This window comes from Paenibacillus jilunlii (assembly GCF_900102965.1).
GTDB classification, from domain to species: Bacteria; Bacillota; Bacilli; order Paenibacillales; family Paenibacillaceae; genus Paenibacillus_AQ; species Paenibacillus_AQ jilunlii.
The window spans coordinates 48,846-67,359 of the sequence record NZ_FNGM01000006.1; the positions used below are offsets into that span (position 1 = coordinate 48,846).

Annotated in this window: 20 protein-coding genes; all 20 read right to left on the minus strand. The window is 50.6% G+C overall.

From position 1 onward, the window contains the following. Positions 1 to 148: 148 nt before the first annotated feature. On the minus strand, positions 149 to 1,597 hold the full coding sequence (proS, locus tag BLQ82_RS12295; protein WP_062523282.1) for a proline--tRNA ligase: 1,449 nt from the start codon (positions 1,595 to 1,597) through the stop codon (positions 149 to 151). A 139-nt stretch (positions 1,598 to 1,736) separates the two neighbouring features. Next, on the minus strand, positions 1,737 to 3,011 hold the full coding sequence (gene rseP, locus BLQ82_RS12300) for an RIP metalloprotease RseP (RefSeq protein WP_062523281.1): 1,275 nt from the start codon (positions 3,009 to 3,011) through the stop codon (positions 1,737 to 1,739). Positions 3,012 to 3,159: 148 nt separating this feature from the next. Further along, positions 3,160 to 4,299 (minus strand): 1-deoxy-D-xylulose-5-phosphate reductoisomerase, encoded by a 1,140-nt coding sequence (locus BLQ82_RS12305; protein ID WP_062523280.1) that lies wholly within the window; start codon positions 4,297 to 4,299, stop codon positions 3,160 to 3,162. A gap of 21 nt (positions 4,300 to 4,320) precedes the next feature. Continuing rightward, on the minus strand, positions 4,321 to 5,124 hold the full coding sequence (locus BLQ82_RS12310) for a phosphatidate cytidylyltransferase (RefSeq protein WP_062523279.1): 804 nt from the start codon (positions 5,122 to 5,124) through the stop codon (positions 4,321 to 4,323). Between the two features lie 21 nt (positions 5,125 to 5,145). Continuing rightward, positions 5,146 to 5,916 carry an undecaprenyl pyrophosphate synthase gene (locus BLQ82_RS12315; RefSeq protein ID WP_062523278.1) on the minus strand — a complete coding sequence of 257 codons (771 nt, stop codon included), beginning with the start codon at positions 5,914 to 5,916 and terminating at the stop codon, positions 5,146 to 5,148. A gap of 78 nt (positions 5,917 to 5,994) precedes the next feature. Further along, positions 5,995 to 6,549, minus strand: coding sequence for a ribosome recycling factor (frr, locus tag BLQ82_RS12320; protein WP_062523277.1), 555 nt, complete (start codon positions 6,547 to 6,549; stop codon positions 5,995 to 5,997). Beyond that, on the minus strand, positions 6,549 to 7,277 hold the full coding sequence (gene pyrH, locus BLQ82_RS12325; protein WP_025705355.1) for a UMP kinase: 729 nt from the start codon (positions 7,275 to 7,277) through the stop codon (positions 6,549 to 6,551). The genes frr and pyrH overlap by 1 nt, the downstream gene beginning before the upstream one ends. Before the next feature lie 105 nt (positions 7,278 to 7,382). After that, positions 7,383 to 8,033: a translation elongation factor Ts gene (tsf, locus tag BLQ82_RS12330; RefSeq protein WP_020434092.1), complete on the minus strand. Its 651-nt coding sequence runs from the start codon at positions 8,031 to 8,033 to the stop codon at positions 7,383 to 7,385. A 131-nt stretch (positions 8,034 to 8,164) separates the two neighbouring features. After that, positions 8,165 to 8,866 carry a 30S ribosomal protein S2 gene (gene rpsB / locus BLQ82_RS12335; protein ID WP_020434093.1) on the minus strand — a complete coding sequence of 234 codons (702 nt, stop codon included), beginning with the start codon at positions 8,864 to 8,866 and terminating at the stop codon, positions 8,165 to 8,167. A gap of 199 nt (positions 8,867 to 9,065) precedes the next feature. Continuing rightward, positions 9,066 to 9,710: a hypothetical protein gene (locus BLQ82_RS12340; protein WP_062523276.1), complete on the minus strand. Its 645-nt coding sequence runs from the start codon at positions 9,708 to 9,710 to the stop codon at positions 9,066 to 9,068. Beyond that, positions 9,707 to 10,273 (minus strand): hypothetical protein, encoded by a 567-nt coding sequence (locus BLQ82_RS12345; RefSeq protein ID WP_062523275.1) that lies wholly within the window; start codon positions 10,271 to 10,273, stop codon positions 9,707 to 9,709. Before BLQ82_RS12345 ends, BLQ82_RS12340 begins: the two co-directional genes overlap by 4 nt. A gap of 40 nt (positions 10,274 to 10,313) precedes the next feature. Beyond that, the gene (locus tag BLQ82_RS12350) at positions 10,314 to 10,625 is read right to left on the minus strand and encodes a hypothetical protein (protein WP_062523274.1); all 312 of its coding nucleotides are present in this window, start codon (positions 10,623 to 10,625) and stop codon (positions 10,314 to 10,316) included. Between the two features lie 84 nt (positions 10,626 to 10,709). After that, positions 10,710 to 12,113: a flagellar assembly protein A gene (locus tag BLQ82_RS12355; RefSeq protein WP_062523273.1), complete on the minus strand. Its 1,404-nt coding sequence runs from the start codon at positions 12,111 to 12,113 to the stop codon at positions 10,710 to 10,712. Between the two features lie 30 nt (positions 12,114 to 12,143). Next, complete coding sequence (locus BLQ82_RS12360) at positions 12,144 to 12,932, minus strand: FliA/WhiG family RNA polymerase sigma factor (RefSeq protein ID WP_025705349.1); 789 nt, start codon at positions 12,930 to 12,932, stop codon at positions 12,144 to 12,146. A 50-nt stretch (positions 12,933 to 12,982) separates the two neighbouring features. Further along, positions 12,983 to 13,399, minus strand: coding sequence for a hypothetical protein (locus tag BLQ82_RS12365; protein WP_062523272.1), 417 nt, complete (start codon positions 13,397 to 13,399; stop codon positions 12,983 to 12,985). A 2-nt stretch (positions 13,400 to 13,401) separates the two neighbouring features. Continuing rightward, positions 13,402 to 13,899, minus strand: a complete 498-nt coding sequence (locus BLQ82_RS12370; protein WP_025705347.1) for a chemotaxis protein CheD — start codon at positions 13,897 to 13,899, stop codon at positions 13,402 to 13,404. Further along, entirely contained in the window at positions 13,892 to 14,485 is a 594-nt protein-coding gene (locus tag BLQ82_RS12375; protein ID WP_425281142.1) for a chemotaxis protein CheC, read from the minus strand. The genes BLQ82_RS12370 and BLQ82_RS12375 overlap by 8 nt, the downstream gene beginning before the upstream one ends. A 36-nt stretch (positions 14,486 to 14,521) precedes the next feature. Further along, a complete protein-coding gene (locus tag BLQ82_RS12380) occupies positions 14,522 to 14,983 on the minus strand; it encodes a chemotaxis protein CheW (protein ID WP_062523270.1) in 462 nt (153 codons plus the stop codon). 28 nt (positions 14,984 to 15,011) lie between these two features. After that, a complete protein-coding gene (locus tag BLQ82_RS12385; protein WP_062523269.1) occupies positions 15,012 to 17,075 on the minus strand; it encodes a chemotaxis protein CheA in 2,064 nt (687 codons plus the stop codon). 33 nt (positions 17,076 to 17,108) lie between these two features. Then, on the minus strand, positions 17,109 to 18,506 hold the full coding sequence (locus BLQ82_RS12390; RefSeq protein ID WP_062523268.1) for a protein-glutamate methylesterase/protein-glutamine glutaminase: 1,398 nt from the start codon (positions 18,504 to 18,506) through the stop codon (positions 17,109 to 17,111). Between the last annotated feature and the right edge of the window lie 8 nt (positions 18,507 to 18,514).

Sequence of the window (18,514 nt, forward strand, 5' to 3'; positions counted from 1 at the left end):
AATGCCCAATCCCAGAATAAAATAAATAAACAGATTGTAAAAAGCTTCCGGGTCAAAAAGCTTTGGGTTCTTTCGGCCCGCCGACTCCTCTCTCCAGAAGCTAGATTTACGTGACTTGCATCATAATCATAAACAATGCTGAAGCAAATTAATAGGCTTTGGCAAAAACAACCGTGTGCTCGGCAGGCTTGCCGCAGCAGATGCAGACCTGCTTCGTTTCGGCCGGATTAAATGGAATGTTGCGGCTGGTTGCGCCGGTTTCTTCCTTGACCTTGGATTCGCATTCCTCAGAGCCGCACCAGCCTGCCAGTGCAAAGCCGCGTTTCTCTTCCATGGAAGCCTTCATTTCATCAAGGGTATCCACCGAATAGAAGTGATCTTCACGGAATTTCAGCGCGCGCTCGAACATCTCGTTATGCACCTGCTCCAGCATCGCCTGCACTTCTTCTACAAGGTTCTCCTGCTGGATAACCTTCTTCTCTCCGCTAATCCGCGAGACCAGTACACAGACTCCATTCTCCATATCACGCGGTCCCAGCTCCAGGCGGACTGGCACTCCGCGCATTTCATATTCATTGAACTTCCAGCCGGGAGTTACATCACTCCGGTCATCGACACGCACGCGGATGCCTGCGCGTTTAAGTTCCTTGAACAATTCATCCGTACGTCCGATGACGGCTTCGCGGGTTTTGGGAGGGCCGATCGGAATCATAATAACTTGAGTAGGCGCAACTTTTGGCGGCAGTGCAAGCCCGCGGTCATCACCATGAACCATAATCATCGAACCGATCAGGCGTGTGCTTGTCCCCCATGAAGTGGTATGTACATACTCAAGTACGTTGTCCCGGCTCAGATACTGGATTTCAAAAGCAACCGCAAATTTGGTGCCCAGATAATGCGAGGTTCCCGCTTGAACGGCACGTCCATCCTTCATCATCGCTTCGATGGAATACGTATCCACCGCACCCGCAAAACGTTCCGAAGGCGTCTTCTGACCGGTAATAACCGGTATCGCCAGATAGCCTTCTACAAAATCACGGTAGATCTCCAGCATCTGCATCGTTTCTTCACGCGCTTCCGTTTCATTCTCATGGGCGGTGTGGCCTTCCTGCCAGAGAAACTCACTCGTGCGGATGAATGGCAGCGTCCGTTTCTCCCAGCGGACTACGTTGGCCCATTGATTGATCAGGACCGGCAGATCACGGTAAGACTGAATCCATTTGGAATACATATGGCCGATCATCGTTTCTGAAGTCGGACGGATCGCCAGACGTTCTTCCAATTGATCCCCGCCTGCTTCCGTCACCCATGGCAATTCGGGGTTGAAGCCTTCAATATGATCCTTTTCCTTCTGGAAAAAGCTCTCCGGAATAAACATCGGAAAATAGGCGTTGCGGTGTCCGGTCTCCTTGAAGCGGCGGTTCATTTCCTCCTGGATATGCTCCCAGATTTCAAAACCATCCGGTTTGAACACAATACAGCCGCGGACCGGTGAATAGTCCATCAAATCCGCTTTTTTGATTACATCAATATACCAGCGTGAGAAATCCTCGCCCTGCGGCGTGATCTCCGTAACGAACTGCTTATCTTTGGCCATGTCGTGAAATCCTCCTAAAATTGCCCCACAAAGTGTTGAATAATTCTCGAAGCTGATTCAAGTACTTTGCGGGGACCCCAAAAGAATGTAAAACCATACGAAAAATATAAGGATAAAGATTAGGTAAAGCAAGGTAAGATCAACCGCTAATGAGCCGTAATATATCATTATACGTAACGGCAATCATCACCAGGAACAGCAGTGCAAAGCCCACGAAATGAACCATGCCTTCCCGGCTTGGATCAACCGGCTTGCCGCGCAGCGCCTCAACACCCAGGAAGACGAGACGGCTTCCGTCCAGCGCCGGAATAGGCAGCAGATTGAATATTCCCAGATACAGGCTTAGAATTGCCGCCCAATAGGTTAGATATTGAATCCCCTGCTGCGCAATCTGGCCGGTCATCTGGAATGTGCCTACAGGACCGGAAATGTCGTCCATGTTGAACTTGTTGATCAGCTGCTTGAATCCGATGAAGATCAGCTTGGTGGTATCCACCATAGCCGTGCCTGATTTGGTTATCGTCTCTCCAAAACCTGCTGGCCGGGTAGGCAGTTCAGGGGTTATCCCCACTTTGCCGCCTTCTTCATTCTCCATGCTGCGGGGAATCATAGATACGTTATAGGTTTCTGCGCCGCGCTGAAGTGTCCATTGCATTTCCTTGCCTTTGGACGCCGATGTTAGCGAAATCATCTTTTGGTAATCTCCGCCAATCTTCTCCCCATTTATAGATACGACGATATCGCCCTTCTGCAGTCCAGCTTCTTCTGCCGGCATGTTCGCACTTACATCACCAATCTTCACATACGTAGGGTTTTCAATCTTAATTCCGGCCATTTGCAGATGGATGGCGAACAGCACAAAGGCCAGCAGGAAGTTCATCACCGGTCCGGCAAAAATCGCTATTGCACGCTGACCCACCGTTTTGCTGCCAAACTGGCGGTCCTTGGGCGCAATCTGTGTCTGCTGGGTACCCTTGATCAGCATAGCTTGGGGATGAACATCATAAACCGTTACTTCCCCATCCACATCGAGGCGGATTTTCAGTTCATTCTCCAGATCTGTATACTGCGCTTCCCCACGGATAACATTTCTGCGTGTATCGAGGGAATCCAGGTATATGTTCTTGACTTTGTTATCTTGTCCCAGTCTTACGGCTATGGTCTGCCCAGGACCAATCTCAATGATCTCCGGGTCTTCGCCAGCCATCCGCGCATATCCCCCAAAGGGCAGCAGACGAAGGGTGAACTGAGTTTCATTGCGTTTATAAGAAAACAGTTTCGGGCCGAAACCGATAGCAAATTCCCGCACGAGAATACCGGCGCGTTTGGCAAAATAATAATGCCCCCACTCATGTACTGTCACCAGTACAAAGAACATAAGCACCGTTAAAAAAACGACTCTTACCATTTCCATGCGTAACTTTCCCCCTTTAGGTGTAAGACCGAAGTATGTCCTCTTAATTTATCATTATTCCAAGACCTTGCACAAGAGAATCACCAGCTCCAGCCTATTTTTCAGGGTAAAGCAAAGCTTTCCGGTCTAAACCTTGATATCCACGGTTTTATAGCTTGCTTGCGAGCTCACGGGCTGCCCGGTCACATTCCTCAATTTGCTCCAGATTCGGATGGGCTGCCGGTTCATGTTGCTGAAGCACCTTCTCAATAATCTCTTCAATCCGCACAAAAGGAATTTCATCACGCAGGAAGCGGGCAACCGCGATTTCGTTAGCGGCATTAAACGCAGTGGTTGCTGTCCCGCCGGCTTTGCCGCACTCGATCGCAAGCTTCAAGGCCGGAAAACGTTCATAGTCCATTTCCCGGAAAGTTAAGCGCTGGGCTTCTGCCAAAGACAACCGTTTCGCCGGTGAAGCCCAGCGGTCCGGATATGTGAGCGCATACTGGATAGGCACCCGCATATCCGGGTTGCCCAGCTGGGCAATAATACTGCTGTCCCGGAACTCCACATAGGAATGGATAATGCTCTCCGGATGCAGCAGCACCTGAATCTGCTCATACGGCAGACCAAACAGCCAGTGCGCTTCAATGACTTCCAGTCCCTTATTAACCATGGTGGCAGAATCAATCGTGATTTTGGCTCCCATGCTCCAGTTGGGATGGCGGAGCGCATCTGCAACCGTGACATGCTTCAGCTGATCCCGTGTATAGTCACGGAAAGAGCCGCCTGAAGCAGTAAGGGTGATGCAGGCGATGTCTTCACGGTTCTCACCGTTCAGACATTGAAATATTGCGGAATGTTCGCTGTCGACCGGCAGCAGTTGAACGCCTTTGCGTTCAGCCAGCTCTGTCACCAGATGCCCGGCAGTTACAAGTGTCTCCTTATTGGCCAGTCCAATATGCCGTCCGGCTTCAATAGCCGCAAGCGTTGACCGCAGACCTACACTGCCCATCACGGCAGTTACAACGGTATCCGCCTCGCCTCCGGCAGCAATCTCCACCATTCCTTCGTTTCCGCTGAACAATTCAACGCCGGACGGAAGACTGGATCTGATCTCCTCGGCCAGCTCTTTCGTCGATACCGAAACACGGCGCGGCTTGAAACGCCGGACCTGCTCCAGCAGCAGGGCTGTATTGCTGCCTGCCGAGAGCCCGTCCACTTCGAAGGCATCCGGGTGCATGGCAATGACGTCCAGCGTCTGCGTGCCAATCGAACCCGTAGAGCCGAGAATACTTATTTTTTTCAAAGTAGAACCTTCTCCCTGTCGTTAATAGTAAGGCATAAGCATTACGATATGTACGAAAGGAAATACGATAATCCAGCTGTCACAGCGGTCAAGAATCCCTCCATGACCAGGCAGCAGCGAGCCTGAATCCTTAATACCGTACACCCGTTTATAGGCTGACTGTACAAGATCTCCAAGCTGACCCAGAACCGCACATGAAAGCCCGATAAGCAGTGCGCGTCCAAACGTCAGCAGATCAGGAATAAATAAGGCAAAGCAGATGGCAATCAGCGTGGAGATCAAAACTCCTCCCAGTGCTCCCTCTACCGTTTTGTTGGGACTGATTGCCGGCCACAGCTTATTTTTGCCAAAGCTTCTGCCTACAAAATAGGCACCTGCATCACTTCCCCAAATACAGCACAACAGCAGGAAGGTCCAGACTACCCCATGCCCGTCATTCGCACCGCGGGCAATGGCCATATAGGAAAAACCCATTCCTATGTATACAATCCCAGTAAACATCAGAGCAGTAATTTTAATATCCTGCTTATTCTTGCTGAATACCGTAATCAAGAGGAACAGCAGCAGCAGCAGCCAAATCCCTTGTTCCCAAGACAAAAATTCAGCAACGCCCATTAAATCCCATGGGATCATAAAGCACATTATGGACAAATAACCTAACAGGGCGGTACCGCCGAAGGTTTGCGTGCCCGTCATTTTCACAAATTCATAATAGCCGATGAGCGCCATAGCTGTAAGCAGCAGCTGGTACGGCCAGCCTCCCCAAAAGCACAATCCCAAAAACACCGCTCCGGCAACAATTCCGGTAATCAATCGCTGCTTCAAAGGTTCCCATCTCCCATCAGGCTACTTCAATCCACCATAACGGCGTGTGCGGCGCTGATACTCCGCCACAGCCTGCAGCAAATGTGTTTTGTCAAACTCCGGCCAATAGGCATCTGTAAACCAAAATTCACTATAGGCAACCTGCCAGAGCATAAAGTTGCTGAGACGCATCTCTCCACTCGTACGGATCAGAAGATCCGGATCGGGCAAACCTGACGTCAGCAGTCTGTTGTCTATCAGCTCAGAAGTAATATCCTCCGGTGACAATAAGCCCGCCTGAATGTCCCGGCCCAATCCGCGCATGCAGTCTTCGATTTCTTTACGAGAGCCATAATTTAGCGCAAAATTTAAGATAAGACCTGTATTATGCTTAGTCCGGTCCACTGCCTCCTCCATCGCCTTGCGGGTATGGGCGGGCAGGGCATCGGTATCGCCCATCACACGTACTTGCACGTTTTTTTCAATAAGTTCATCCAGCTCCAGAGCCAAAAACTCCACTGGCAGACGCATCAAAAAATCCACTTCTTCCTTCGGCCGTTTCCAGTTCTCGGTAGAGAAAGCGTACATGGTCAAGAACTCCACTCCCAGATCATTCGCAGCAATCGTGGTACGTTTGACTGCCTTCATCCCGTTCTGGTGCCCGACGATTCGCGGCAAGCCGCGCCGTTTAGCCCAGCGGCCATTCCCATCCATAATGACTGCGACATGCCGGGGGATGTTATCCGGTGAAATCTCGACTGGCTGCTCCTGCCTGTCTTTACGGCTCAGCCACGCTTGAATCCGTTTGATCATTTCCGTTTCCTCCAAGCTCTTATCAGAAAGAGACAAACCCCACCATAAACGGAGGGGCCTGAAGTCTCTTGAATTCCATTATACTTCCATAATCTCTTTTTCTTTGGCCAAGAGCACTTTATCAACTTCAGCTATGAACTTATCCGTTGACTTCTGAATGTCCTCCTGGTGCCCGTGGGATTCATCTTCCGAAATCCCGTTTTTCTCCATCTTCTTGATGTCATCATTAGCATCACGGCGGATGTTGCGGATAGCCACCTTGGCTTCCTCACCAAATTTCTTGGTGAACTTCACCAGCTCGGTGCGGCGTTCTTCGGTCAGCGGCGGGATGGACAGGCGGATAATCGTTCCGTCGTTCGCCGGAGTAATCCCGATATCCGATTTCAGGATCGCACGTTCGATGTCGGACATCGAAGTTTTATCCCAAGGCTGAATCAGCAATGTCCGTGAATCCGGCGTGCTGATATTGGCCAGCTGGTTGACAGGGGTAGGCGCACCGTAATACTCAACTTGAATGCGGTCCAAAAGAGACGCAGAAGCGCGTCCCGCCCGCAATGTCGCCAAATCGCGTTTTAGCGATAAAATCGCTTTTTCCATACGCTCTTCGGCATTTTTCTTTACCGATTGTGGCATTAATCTACACTCCCTTTAACAATCGTCCCGATCTTCTCACCGAGAACGACACGTTTGATATTGCCTTGCTCTGTAATAGCAAACACAATGAGCGGTATATTATTATCCATGCACAGAGAGGAAGCAGTGGAATCCATAACGCCAAGATTTTTGTTGAGCACTTCCATATACGTGAGCTGCTCGTATTTCTCGGCAGTACTGTCTTTGAACGGGTCAGCAGAGTATACACCATCCACTTTGTTCTTCGCCATAAGAATAACTTCCGCTTCGATTTCAGCGGCCCGCAGTGCTGCTGTAGTATCTGTAGAGAAGAACGGATTACCCGTACCTGCAGCAAAAATAACTACACGGCCCTTCTCCAAATGCCGTATCGCCCGGCGGCGGATGTAGGGCTCAGCAATCTGCTGCATAGAGATCGATGTCTGGACCCGTGTCGGCACATCAATCTGTTCCAGGGCATCCTGCAAGGCAAGGGAGTTCATCACCGTTGCCAGCATTCCCATATAATCGGCTGTGGCCCGGTCAATGCCGCTTGCGCTGCCTGCGATTCCACGCCAGATATTGCCTCCACCGCACACAATAGCAACCTGAACCCCTAGCTCAACGACTTCCTTGACCTGTTCCGCGATGGAAATAATCGTATCGGCGTCAATGCCATATCCGTTTTGACCTGCGAGAGATTCTCCGCTAACCTTAAGGACTACCCTCTTAAATACCGGCTGTTCCAATTGTATACCCTCACTTTCTTACAAAAGACGGAACACTACGTGTATGTGTTCCGCTCTTTTGATGCTTGCCATTATTCAATTCTGTAAGCTGTGGACTGCGTGCTATTATTGATTAACTTGCGCCATAACTTCTTCTACGAAGTTGTCAACTTTCTTTTCCAGGCCTTCGCCCAGCTCATAACGGACAAAACGGCGGATAGAGATGTTTTCACCGATCGTGCTGATTTTTTCGTTCAGCAGCTGGGAGATCGTTTTGTCTTGGTCTTTAACAAAGGTTTGTTCCAGCAGACAGTGTTCTTCGTAGAACTTGCTGATGCGGCCTTCTACCATTTTTTCAACGATTTTTTCCGGTTTGCCTTCGTTCAGCGCCTGAGCCTTCAGAATTTCTTTTTCTTTTTCCACAGCTTCAGCCGGCACTTCTTCACGGCGAACATACAGCGGGTTGGCTGCTGCGATCTGCATGGCGATATCACGGGCAAATTCCTTGAAGGAATCCGTTTTACCTACGAAGTCAGTTTCGCAGTTGATTTCCACAAGCACGCCAATGCGTCCGCCAGCGTGGATGTAAGATTCAACAACACCCTCAGTTGCAATACGCCCAGCTTTGTTAGCAGCTGCGGAAAGACCTTTTTCACGAAGCAATTCTGCTGCTTTGGTGATATCACCGTTAGCTTCTTCCAGCGCTTTTTTGCAATCCAGCATGCCCGCGCCAGTTCTTTCACGAAGTTCTTTTACTGCTTTTGCATCTACTGCCATTGTTAATTCCCTCCAGATAGTTGTCGTTATGTTGCATTTCCAAGTCTATTATCCTAAAAAAAGGGCAGTGAGAGGTTATCCACCTGCCAACCACCCTTTTCATTTAAGTTCTTGTTAAGTACGGCTACTGCTTAAGCTGTAGTTGTATCTTCGCCCTGGTGAGCTTCAACCACTGCGTCAGCCATTTTACCGGTGAGCAATTTCACGGCGCGGATCGCGTCGTCATTACCCGGGATTACGTAGTCGATTTCATCCGGATCACAGTTGGTATCAACGATAGCCACGATAGGAATACCCAGTTTGCGGGCTTCCGCAACAGCGATGCGCTCTTTACGCGGATCAATGATGAACAGCGCGCTAGGCAGGCCTTTCATGTTTTTGATACCGCCCAGGAATTTTTCAAGACGATCTTTCTCTTTGCGGAGAAGGATAACTTCTTTCTTAGGCAGAACTGCGAAGGTACCGTCTTCTTCCCAAAGTTCCAGTTTCTTCAGACGGTCAATCCGTTTCTGAATTGTCTGGAAGTTAGTCAGGGTACCACCCAACCAGCGTTGGTTAATGAAGAACATGCCAGAACGCTCGGCTTCTTCTTTAACAGAGTCTTGAGCTTGTTTCTTTGTTCCTACAAACAGGATTGTGCCGTTGTCGCCAGCGACGCTTTTTACAAAGTTGTAAGCTTCCTCTACTTTTTTAACCGTTTTTTGCAGGTCAATAATGTAAATTCCGTTTCTTTCAGTGAAGATATAACGATCCATCTTTGGGTTCCAACGACGAGTCTGGTGACCGAAGTGTACCCCAGCTTCGAGAAGCTGTTTCATGGAGATTACTGCCATCTTCACACACCTCCTAAATTTGGTTTATTGTGTGTCTCCTCCGCCGCGTGTCATTTTCCTACAAGACTTTCTTCAGAAGAAAGCACCCCTTGTCGAAATCAACCGGCGTGTGTTTTAACACCGTTTATTACTATAGCATATTAAAACAACGTATGCAACGCTTCATGTTAATTTCTTAGAGCCCCTGCTACGCGAACGTTTACTTCACGGTAATCAGCTTGTCGATGATAGAATCGATGCTTTCTCCCTTAGTAAAGCTGTAGCCGCCATATTGGATTTTTGTATTAATTTTACGGCTGTTGGCGCTTTTGAGAAACTCCGCCTTATCCTTGATCACTCCAGCCTCTGCCAAAAGATCAGCGGTACCGGAGAGTGTTGCTCCTGTAGGGATCTTTACCGGAATCCCGCCTGCTGCCGGTTCGGGTGTGGAGGGAGCTTGTACAGGCGACTCCTTTACCTTCGGTTTCACCGCGGCCGTGGTTTTTGGTGCAGCAGGTGCTGAAGGTTTCGCAGGTGTTACAGCATCGGTTGGCTGTGAAGCAGCCTTGGGCGATGCTGCAGGTGAGGCTTGCGGGGACGCGGAAGGTTGGGCCGAGCCTGCCGGAGCCTTCACGGCCGTATCTCCTGCCGCAGCGGGATCTTTGCCCTGCTGATCCACTTCTCCCTCTGCTGCCGGTGCATCGGCAGCTTTGCCGGTAACGGTCAGGTTCAGCTTGGCCGCTTCCTTGAGCAGCTGCTCTTTGGTCATAGGAGCAGCTCCAGCGGAGATCATCAATTGAAGCAGCAGCGCTCCGCTAATCAGTCCGGCACCAAGGCCAAGCATGAACGAGCGATTCTTGATCATACCGACTCCTCCTGCTTGGCCAGCTGCAGAATCAGCTGGACTTCTCCGCGCTGCAGTCCTGCCGTCTTAGCGATAGAGTCAATAGATTTGCCTTGCTCATGCAGCTCGAACAACCGGGGATAACGCTGTTTTATCGAACTGACAGGTTTGGGTTTGGGAGCAGGCTCTTCAGTTAATGGCTCCTTGACGCTCTGCTCAGCCGTCCCCGCAGCGCTGCCCTTGCCAAAGGCTGCTGACAGCTGGAGCAGGCTTTTTTCCTCGGCGGTCAGCCGGGCATCCAGGAGCAGCGAGCTTTTTTGCAGTTCGGCCACCTGCTCCCGCAGACCGGCAATCTCCTCCTGGAGGGCAGCCCGGTTATTCTGGGACTGCTGCTTGATGCCGCTGACCAGCTGCAGCAAGTTGTCATTATCACGCTCAATGTCTGCCATATACAGCTCAAGCGCGGCTTCAGTCTCTTTTAAACTTTGTCGGTCCGCTGTCTCATTCTTGCTGCGGGCTGGCAGTCTCAGGGCATAGACGATAGCGACAGCGCCAACCAGCACGATGTATACCCATGGTTGCAAGTGCCATATCTCCTTTTGCAGTTCAATTCAATACTATCCATTACAGACTCAGGTCAATGCGGTGCCCCTTATAGGGATGCTCAGCATCGTGAGCGGTCTCCGTCTTTGGAGGTTTGGGCGGGGCAGAATGGCCGCCCGGCTGCTGGCCCCCGCCTCCATGATCGCGCAGAGCCGGTTCAGCGGATTCATCCACTTCACTGCTCCGCTGGGCGAGCTGTTCCGTCTGCTTCACATTCTGCCCGGCCAGCTGCTGCTGATCCAGAGCGGGGCGATGCTGCAGTCCATTTTGAATTTTGCCTGCCTCCGTTGTCCGGGGCACAGCAATTTGGAGTTCCACCGGTTTCAGACTCATAATACCCTCTCCTCCACTGAAATGTTCGCAGCGCTAAGCAGATGAATCCTGTTCCTCCGGTAAACCGCCACTGCTGATCCAGCTCTACAGATTAGGCGTCATGGTTATATCGCCCTCACTGTAAATGAAGGTCACCCGTTCCGTCGGGTCCTTCACAAAGCGGGTATACCTGCCGATAACAATCTTAGAGCCTCCATAGATGGTTTTAATAACCTCTACTCTGGCTCTGCCGGTATCCTCCAGCATTCTTTCAATTTCAAGGACGCGCTCTTTGATTTTTTTCTCCTCACGCATATGGGATTGCTTGGTAGCGTTCAGCTTCACACGAAGAGCCACCTTGTCAGGAGAGAGTTGACCGTTGTTTGCCAGCTGGTTAAGCAGATACAAAGCTTTGTTGGTCTTGTCCTCATTCTCCAGCAGATGGCGCAGCTCCTGACGCAGTTCGTTGATCTCATTTCTAAGCTCGGGAACCACGCCGACCTCAATTGCTGTTGCTGTCGACATGGTGTTGCCGATAGTTCGCGCCACAACGCGTTCACCGGCCTGCACGATGCCCCCCACAATCAATCCCTTCGCACCATTGCACAGGACATCCCTGCCGGCCCTGATATTGGAATGCATCACGCTCTGTGACACGATCACATCCTCGCCGGCGACTACATTCCCGTCCTGGATGAAGGAAACCTTCACATTTTTACCGGCGCTTACAAGACCCTTGTTGTATCCGATAATCCCTCCGGTAATTTCAATGGAGCCTCCGGAGATCAGATCTGCTCCTTCAACCCCGCCCACCACACGGATATCTCCTGCAGATTTGACGGTGAAGCCGGTCAGCACGTTTCCCCGGATCACAACTGTACCCACGAAATCAATGTTGCCCGTGCTGTAATCCACATCCCCATTGACTTCATAGACTGGAAAAACATTAATTTTGCCTTTGTCTGTTAAGGTCACAAGTCCATCGATTGCTGCATACATCGCCGTTTCTTCCTGATCGACCAGCACGTTCTTGCCCACTTTGAAATGAGCCTCTTTGCCTGGTCTGAACGGCAGTTCCTCCCCAGTAACCATCGTGCCGCTTTTTCCCGGTTCTGGCGGAATGATTTTGGCGATAATCTGACCTTTCAGAACATTATGAAGCCGTACCAGATCCTTGTAATCCACTTTCCCATCCGCCTTCTCCAGCGGTTTGCGGTCCTCTTCCAGATCGACGGTGAGTACTATTCTTCCGTCAGTACCATTTACAGCAGGCTCTCCTATTGCAATAGGCACTCTACTGAAAAAATACTCTTCTGGGTTGCTGCTGATGCGTTGAACGATGTCCCGCTGAATCCCGTAGCGAATGTTGTGACTGTGCAGGAAGCTTTCCAGATCTTCAAACGTGCAGGAGAAATTTTCATCCTTCTTAGAAAACTGAAGGTAAGCAATCCCCTTATCCTCCGAAAAGGTGATACTAATATACTGGCTCAAAACATAATGACCGATCAATTTCTGCTCCCCCTTGTCACCGTCGCCCGGTTAGTCGTTTTGCATGAGAAGATCCCGGTTTTTCTCAAGTGTCCCTCTCAGCCGCAAAATAGCTTTGGAATGAAGCTGCGAAATCCGTGAAGGAGACAGTGACATCACCTCGGCGATCTCGCTCAAAGACAAATCTTCATAATATAAAAGGGACACAACTGTCCGTTCTTTCACTGTTAATTTCTCGATGCCTTTGGTCAGGGTATCTCGTAGATAAAATTCATTCACTTTCCGATCCGGGTTCTTGGCTTTATCGTCCACCAATATGGACATACGGGTCTCTGATTCTTCTTCACGGATGGGATCCTCAAGCGAGCATAGCGACATGACCGCCACATCCTGCAGCATATTCTGAAATTCCGGCTCCGTAATGTTCAAATACTGGCTCATTTCCTCGTCACTCACAGATCTCAAGTATTTCTGTTCCAGCTGCTGGTAGGCATCCTCGATTTTTTTGGCTTTTTCCCGCACCGATCTGGGAACCCAGTCACTTTGCCGCAACGAGTCAAGGATCGCTCCGCGCACACGCCAGGAAGCATAGGTCTGAAACTGCAGCCCCCGCTTATAATCAAACTTCTCAATCGCGTCAATCAAGCCCATCACACCATTGCTGGCCAAATCGTCTTTGGATACATTCTTAGGCAGTCCCACTGCCAAACGGCTGGATACGTAGTCAACAATATGGAGATAACTCTCAATCAGCTTCTTTTTGGCTTCAGGATTCCCGTGCTCTTTCCACTGCTCCCAGAGCCCGTCGGTTTCTGATTGAGAAGCTTTATGCTCGTTCAACGGCTTTCACCCTTCCCAAAGTGTAGTCAGCAGGCCCAAACGGAACCCGCTTATTCTTCTTTCAGGTGACGAACGGCCTTGGCCAATTCTTCAGGATCTTTCATAGAGACCAGCTTGGGAGGCTGCATCGGCGTAAAGCCCTCCGCATCCCCGCTTGCCTTTTCCGGCTTTTGCTTCAGCAGATTGATTAATTCTTCATCCTCGCCCGGAGTGCTGATATCGAGCTTGGAGCCAAGTTCCTCAGTCCCCTCAGCAGAGGCCGCCTCGCCGCTCTCCGGAGACCCGGATTGCTTAATAATAAAACCCAATACCCATCTTAAGAGGAAGGCAAGCAGAAACCAGACAATAAAACCAATAATTCCGCGAATAAGACTGGTTCCCAGTAAGTTATGCCCATAATTGGTAAGAAAGGTGAATCCAAATCCAAGCAATCCGAACAACAGACTTAAGAGAATTTTACCCTTCATGGCTATATTTCCTTCGTGCCTTTTTGAACACTGCGGATATACAATATTCCGGTGTTGCAGGCAATTTCTATAGTACGGCCGAAATTTCCGCCAGTATCCTCGGCGATAAGCGGTATGTTCAAGGCCTCAAGAGCAAGCTTGCAGGATTCCACATTACGAGGCCCGATCCTCATGGTGTCACTCCCCCCGGCAAAAGCGAACATCTGGGACCCTCCAGCCATTTTGGCTACAAGACGGCTCCGGACGGCGCCAAGCGCGAGCAAGCGGGATAATAGCTCCGGCAGTGCGGTGTCCGCAAATTTGGCGATGTTCATCTGTCCCTCCCGGGCAATTTCGGATGAGGGCAGCATCACATGTGCCATCCCTGCAAGCTTTTTCCCTGGATCGAACAAAGTAACTCCTACGCAGGAGCCGAGGCCCGTTGTACGAACAAGACTTTCCTCACTGCCTACGTTAAGATCCGCCATACCTACTTTAATAACGCTTTGCTCTTCAATCATTATCGAACGGTACTCCTAATGCTTTGAAGATTTTGGGAAAAGATTCCGGATCGGGAATAAGGAAAAATTGCCCTTCAATTTCGTTTTGCCCTTCAAGAAAAGTGGTATCGATCAGCAAAGCATCATCTCCCATTTGCCCGAACTGCAGCAGACCATAGCTCAGAATCGCTCCAGCCATATCCATAGCCAGCGCAGGGACGGTCGGATACATGGACAGCGAGGTGAAATCCGCAAGAGAAGATAAATACGAGCCGGCCAGAATGTTGCCGATTTCGTTCAGTGCCGACAGCTCCATCTCGCCGAATTCTCCATTGCCTGTGAGCTCAATGCCGGCTATCCGGCTAAGCAGGTTAATTGCCGCCTCCGGTGTCAGGATGAAGAACAGATTGCCCGGTGCTTCTCCTTCAACCCGCAGGAACACAGCGTAGACCAGCTCTTCTGCCCCGCCGACCTTGTCCGTGATTTCATCAAAATTAAGCAGCTGAACTTTGGGGACAGCCATGTCAATCGGTTTGCCCAGAAGCTGTGACAGCGCGGTGGCAGCGTTGCCGGCTCCTATATTACCGACTTCCTTCAGCACATCCATTTTAAAATCCTTGAAGTTTTTGAATAGCTCCACAGGTTAGCCCTCTAGACTTTCCAGCTGCACAATTTCATTCTTGTTCAGCACCTCGGACAAGTTGAGCATGATGAGCAGACGGTCTTCTCCGATTTTGGCCACCCCGTCCAGATACTTCGCTTTGATGCCGCCCACTACATCCGGAGGGGTATCAATAGCATCCTGGTTCAAATCAATCACATCGTTGGCCGAATCAACAATAAAGCCTACTTCCATTTCGTTGACTGCTACGATAATGATACGGGTCTGGTCTGTATGCTCCGCCTCTTCAATCCCGAACCGGCCGCGCAAATCAATAACCGGAATTACTACTCCGCGCAGATTGATAACCCCTTTGATAAAGGAATACGTCTTGGGCACGCGGGTAATCGGCATCATACGCTCGATCGTTTGCACCTTTTCCACTTCGATACCGTATTCTTCAGTTCCGAGTTTAAACACAATCACCTTGATGTCTTCAGCCATGGAATGAACCTCCCTGTTCTATCCTAAATTATTTAATAAAAGCATTCGGATCAATAATGAGTGCGACCTGCCCGTCACCAAGAATGGTGGCGCCGGATATGCCTTGAACCTCTGGCAAATATTTGCCGAGATTCTTGATGACAATTTCGTTCTGCCCGATAAAATCCTGAACGGCCAGAGCGACCAGGCGTTCCCCCTTGCGCACAACCACAATTTCCGTCTCTTCTTCCGTGCTTTCATCATAATCCGGTACAGAAAAGATTTTGCTTAGTGAAACCAGCGGAATATGGCTGTTGCGGAACTCCACCATTTTGTTGCCGTGAATGCTCCGGATCTGAGTATGCTTCACAATGCCGGTTTCCACAATGGACGAGAGCGGTATCGCGTATTTCTCTGAGCCCAGACGAACAAGCATAGCTGCGATAATCGACAAGGTCAGCGGTAGCTGCACTGAGAAATTGGTTCCTTTGCCTTGTGTGGAATAGACCACCACATTCCCGCCCAGTGAGGTGATTTTTGATTTGACAACATCCAATCCCACACCGCGGCCCGATACATCGGAGATTACCTCAGCGGTACTGAATCCCGGTGCGAACAGGAGCTGAATTGCCTCATCATCGGAATAATTCGCTGCTTGTTCCTGCGAGAGAATGCCTTTTTTGATCGCGGACTGCAGAATTTTCTGCGGATTGATTCCGGCACCGTCATCTTCGATTTCGATAAAGACATGGTTGCCGCTATGGAATGCCCGCAGATTAACTGTTCCCGTATCAGACTTGCCGGCAGCTAAACGGTCTTGAATCCCTTCGACACCATGGTCTACGGCGTTGCGCAGCAAGTGGACCAGCGGATCACCGATTTCATCGATAACGGTGCGGTCCAGCTCCGTTTCGGCGCCGGTAACAACCAGATCGATTTTTTTATCCAGGGATTTAGCGAGGTCACGAACCATGCGCGGGAAGCGGTTGAACACGGTATCCACCGGGACCATGCGCAGCTTCATAACAATGTTCTGCAGATCACCGCTGACCCGGCCCATATGTTCTACCGTTTCCGTCAGATCCGTATTCTGAACTTCTGAAGCAAGCTGCTCCAGCCGGACCCGGTCAATGAGCAGCTCGCTGAAGAGATTCATCAGCACATCAAGCCGTTCAATATCCACACGGATCGTACGGGAGGGCGCTCCTCCTGTTCTCACAGGAGCCGGTTTGCCGGTTTCTTCTTTGGCATGTGCGGCAGATGCCGGTGAAGCATTAGAAGCAGGGGCAGCTTCTTTTACAGGGGCAGGCGCTTCGGCCGTAGCCGCAACAGCTTCCTGACCCATCTGACGCAAGGATTCCTGATCCAAGGCTACCGCAGTCACCTTGTCGATCTCGGACAGATTCAGAATCATCGCCTGGATCTCACTGGCTTCCTTTTGGGTTATGTAATAGAGCGAAAAGCTGTAGTCGAATTTCTCCTGCTCTATGTCCTGAACCGAAGGGAAGGATTTGACGACCTCGCCAGAACGTTCAAGGAGATCAAAGACCATATAAGCCCGCACTGCTTTGAGCTGACAGTCCTTGCGGATGGCGACATCGACATACAGCACCTTATGGCCTTCCTGGAGCGACTGCTCCAGAACTGAGTATTGAAACTCATCAAGGAATACGGGAGCTTCCGCTGCCGCTCCTGCAGCCACTTCGGCAGCAGCACCTGCTGCAGACGGGATCTCGCCACGGACAATAGCCTGTAAAGACGCAACGATTGCAGATACATCCGCTTTGCCTTCTCCGCCGCCTGTAATATCCTCGACCATGGATTCCAGAGCGTCCAGACTTTTGAACAGCGTGTCAAAAATGAAATCCTGCATCCGCAGCTTGTTGTTGCGCACTAAGTCCAGAACATTCTCCATTTGGTGCGTAAGTGAAGCCAAATCCTCAAAGCCCATGGTTGCTGCCATACCTTTCAAGGTATGGGCAGAGCGGAAAATAACCTGTACAATACTCAGATCTTCAGGATTTGCTTCAAGCCCCATCATACTTTCGTTCAATGACTGCAGATGATCATTTGACTCATCAATAAACATGGATAAATATTGGTTCATGTCCATGAGCGGGCACCTCCCCTTCAAGTTCGCTTTCCATTATCTTACGGCTTGCACCAGCCTTGGAGCAATTTCTTGCAAAGGCAGGACATGTCTTACACAATGCAATTCCACCGCAGAACGCGGCATCCCGTAAACCACACAGGTTTCTTCACTTTCGGCAAAGGTGGAGGTCACTCCCGAATCATAAAGTGACTTCATCATTCTGGCACCATCGCTGCCCATCCCTGTCATAATCACTGCGTGCCGCTCTAGTGAGGTATAGGGAAGGATGGACTCGAAAAGTGTATCCACCGACGGACGGTGTCCGTTGCGGGCTTCTTCCAAAGTCAGATCAATAGCATATTGGCCGCCCGCAGCCGGAACTACTCTCATATGATAGCCGCCTGGAGCAATGTATGCCGCCCCCTGACGCAGAATCATCCCCTGCTCTGCTTCCGCCACTTCAAGCGGACTGAAAGTATTCAGCCGCTGTGCCAGCGACTTGGTGAAATTGGGCGGCATATGCTGCACAATGACAATAGGTGCTGGAAAATCAGCCGGAATATTTTCAAGAAATGCTTTTAAAGCTCTTGGCCCCCCCGTGGAACACCCGACGGCTACCAGCTTGCGCAATCCCTTATTGGTGGACTTGCGGTCCCCGCCTGCAGCAGAGGATTCAAAATTGGCACCAGCAGTTGGGGTAGCTGGGCGCGAATCCGGCTGTGCCGGCTTGGCCTCCTCTTTGGAACGGTTTCTGGAGGGATCGGATGCCGGCTTGGGAAGCAGCGCGGGACCCTTGGCCGCCCCTGGCGGAAGAGCGCCATCCTGAGTCGTTCTTCCCGGTAAGCTTTTGCCCTTATCCTTTTCTGGAGCGGGGCTCAATTCCGGCTTGGCCTTTGGTTTATCAGCCAGCTTGCGTGGAAGCTCCGGAGCTTTCTTGGGTGATTCCGGGGTCCGTTTGGCAGCCCCGCGCACCGGTTGCGGTGCAGGGGCCGCCTCTGCAGCAGGCAGCTCAGGCACCTTGTATGCGGAAGCCCTGGCTTCCCGCTGCTGGCGGGCAAGCATTGCCTCTTTCATTTGCTCTCTCAGCGATACGCCCACAGCTATAATATCCTGTGAGTTCGATATGGAGGGCTTGCGGATAAAATCAAAAGCCCCCCACTCCAGTGCCAGAATGGTTTCCTTCATGCCCTCTTCATTAATTCCTGAGAGCATGATTACCGGCAGAGGACGCTGCGCCATTATTATTTTGAGCGCCTCCAGGCCGTTCATTTCCGGCATTTCGACATCCATGGTTACCAGATCCGGAGAAAGTTCGTTGACTTTTTCAATGGCTTCACGTCCGTTGGATGCCGTCGCCGCAACCTGAAAGTTAGCATCATTTTCAATTAAATCGGAAATGATCTTGCGCATGAATGCAGAATCATCAACAACCAAAACTCGATAAGGTTTCATATCATTTC

What these genes read in the sequence shown, in the direction of transcription:
- frr (WP_062523277.1), bottom strand. Translation starts at nt 6,549, where the DNA reads ATGCCACAATCGGTAAAGAAAAATGCCGAAGAGCGTATGGAAAAAGCG.
- tsf (WP_020434092.1), bottom strand. Translation starts at nt 8,033, where the DNA reads ATGGCAGTAGATGCAAAAGCAGTAAAAGAACTTCGTGAAAGAACTGGC.
- BLQ82_RS12340 (WP_062523276.1), bottom strand. Translation starts at nt 9,710, where the DNA reads ATGATCAAGAATCGCTCGTTCATGCTTGGCCTTGGTGCCGGACTGATT.
- BLQ82_RS12365 (WP_062523272.1), bottom strand. Translation starts at nt 13,399, where the DNA reads ATGAAGGGTAAAATTCTCTTAAGTCTGTTGTTCGGATTGCTTGGATTT.
- BLQ82_RS12375 (WP_425281142.1), bottom strand. Translation starts at nt 14,485, where the DNA reads ATGGATGTGCTGAAGGAAGTCGGTAATATAGGAGCCGGCAACGCTGCC.
- rpsB (WP_020434093.1), bottom strand. Translation starts at nt 8,866, where the DNA reads ATGGCAGTAATCTCCATGAAACAGCTTCTCGAAGCTGGGGTACACTTC.
- rseP (WP_062523281.1), bottom strand. Translation starts at nt 3,011, where the DNA reads ATGGAAATGGTAAGAGTCGTTTTTTTAACGGTGCTTATGTTCTTTGTA.
- BLQ82_RS12390 (WP_062523268.1), bottom strand. Translation starts at nt 18,506, where the DNA reads ATGAAACCTTATCGAGTTTTGGTTGTTGATGATTCTGCATTCATGCGC.
- BLQ82_RS12380 (WP_062523270.1), bottom strand. Translation starts at nt 14,983, where the DNA reads ATGGCTGAAGACATCAAGGTGATTGTGTTTAAACTCGGAACTGAAGAA.
- BLQ82_RS12370 (WP_025705347.1), bottom strand. Translation starts at nt 13,899, where the DNA reads ATGATTGAAGAGCAAAGCGTTATTAAAGTAGGTATGGCGGATCTTAAC.
- BLQ82_RS12385 (WP_062523269.1), bottom strand. Translation starts at nt 17,075, where the DNA reads ATGGACATGAACCAATATTTATCCATGTTTATTGATGAGTCAAATGAT.
- BLQ82_RS12350 (WP_062523274.1), bottom strand. Translation starts at nt 10,625, where the DNA reads ATGAGTCTGAAACCGGTGGAACTCCAAATTGCTGTGCCCCGGACAACG.
- BLQ82_RS12315 (WP_062523278.1), bottom strand. Translation starts at nt 5,916, where the DNA reads ATGATCAAACGGATTCAAGCGTGGCTGAGCCGTAAAGACAGGCAGGAG.
- proS (WP_062523282.1), bottom strand. Translation starts at nt 1,597, where the DNA reads ATGGCCAAAGATAAGCAGTTCGTTACGGAGATCACGCCGCAGGGCGAG.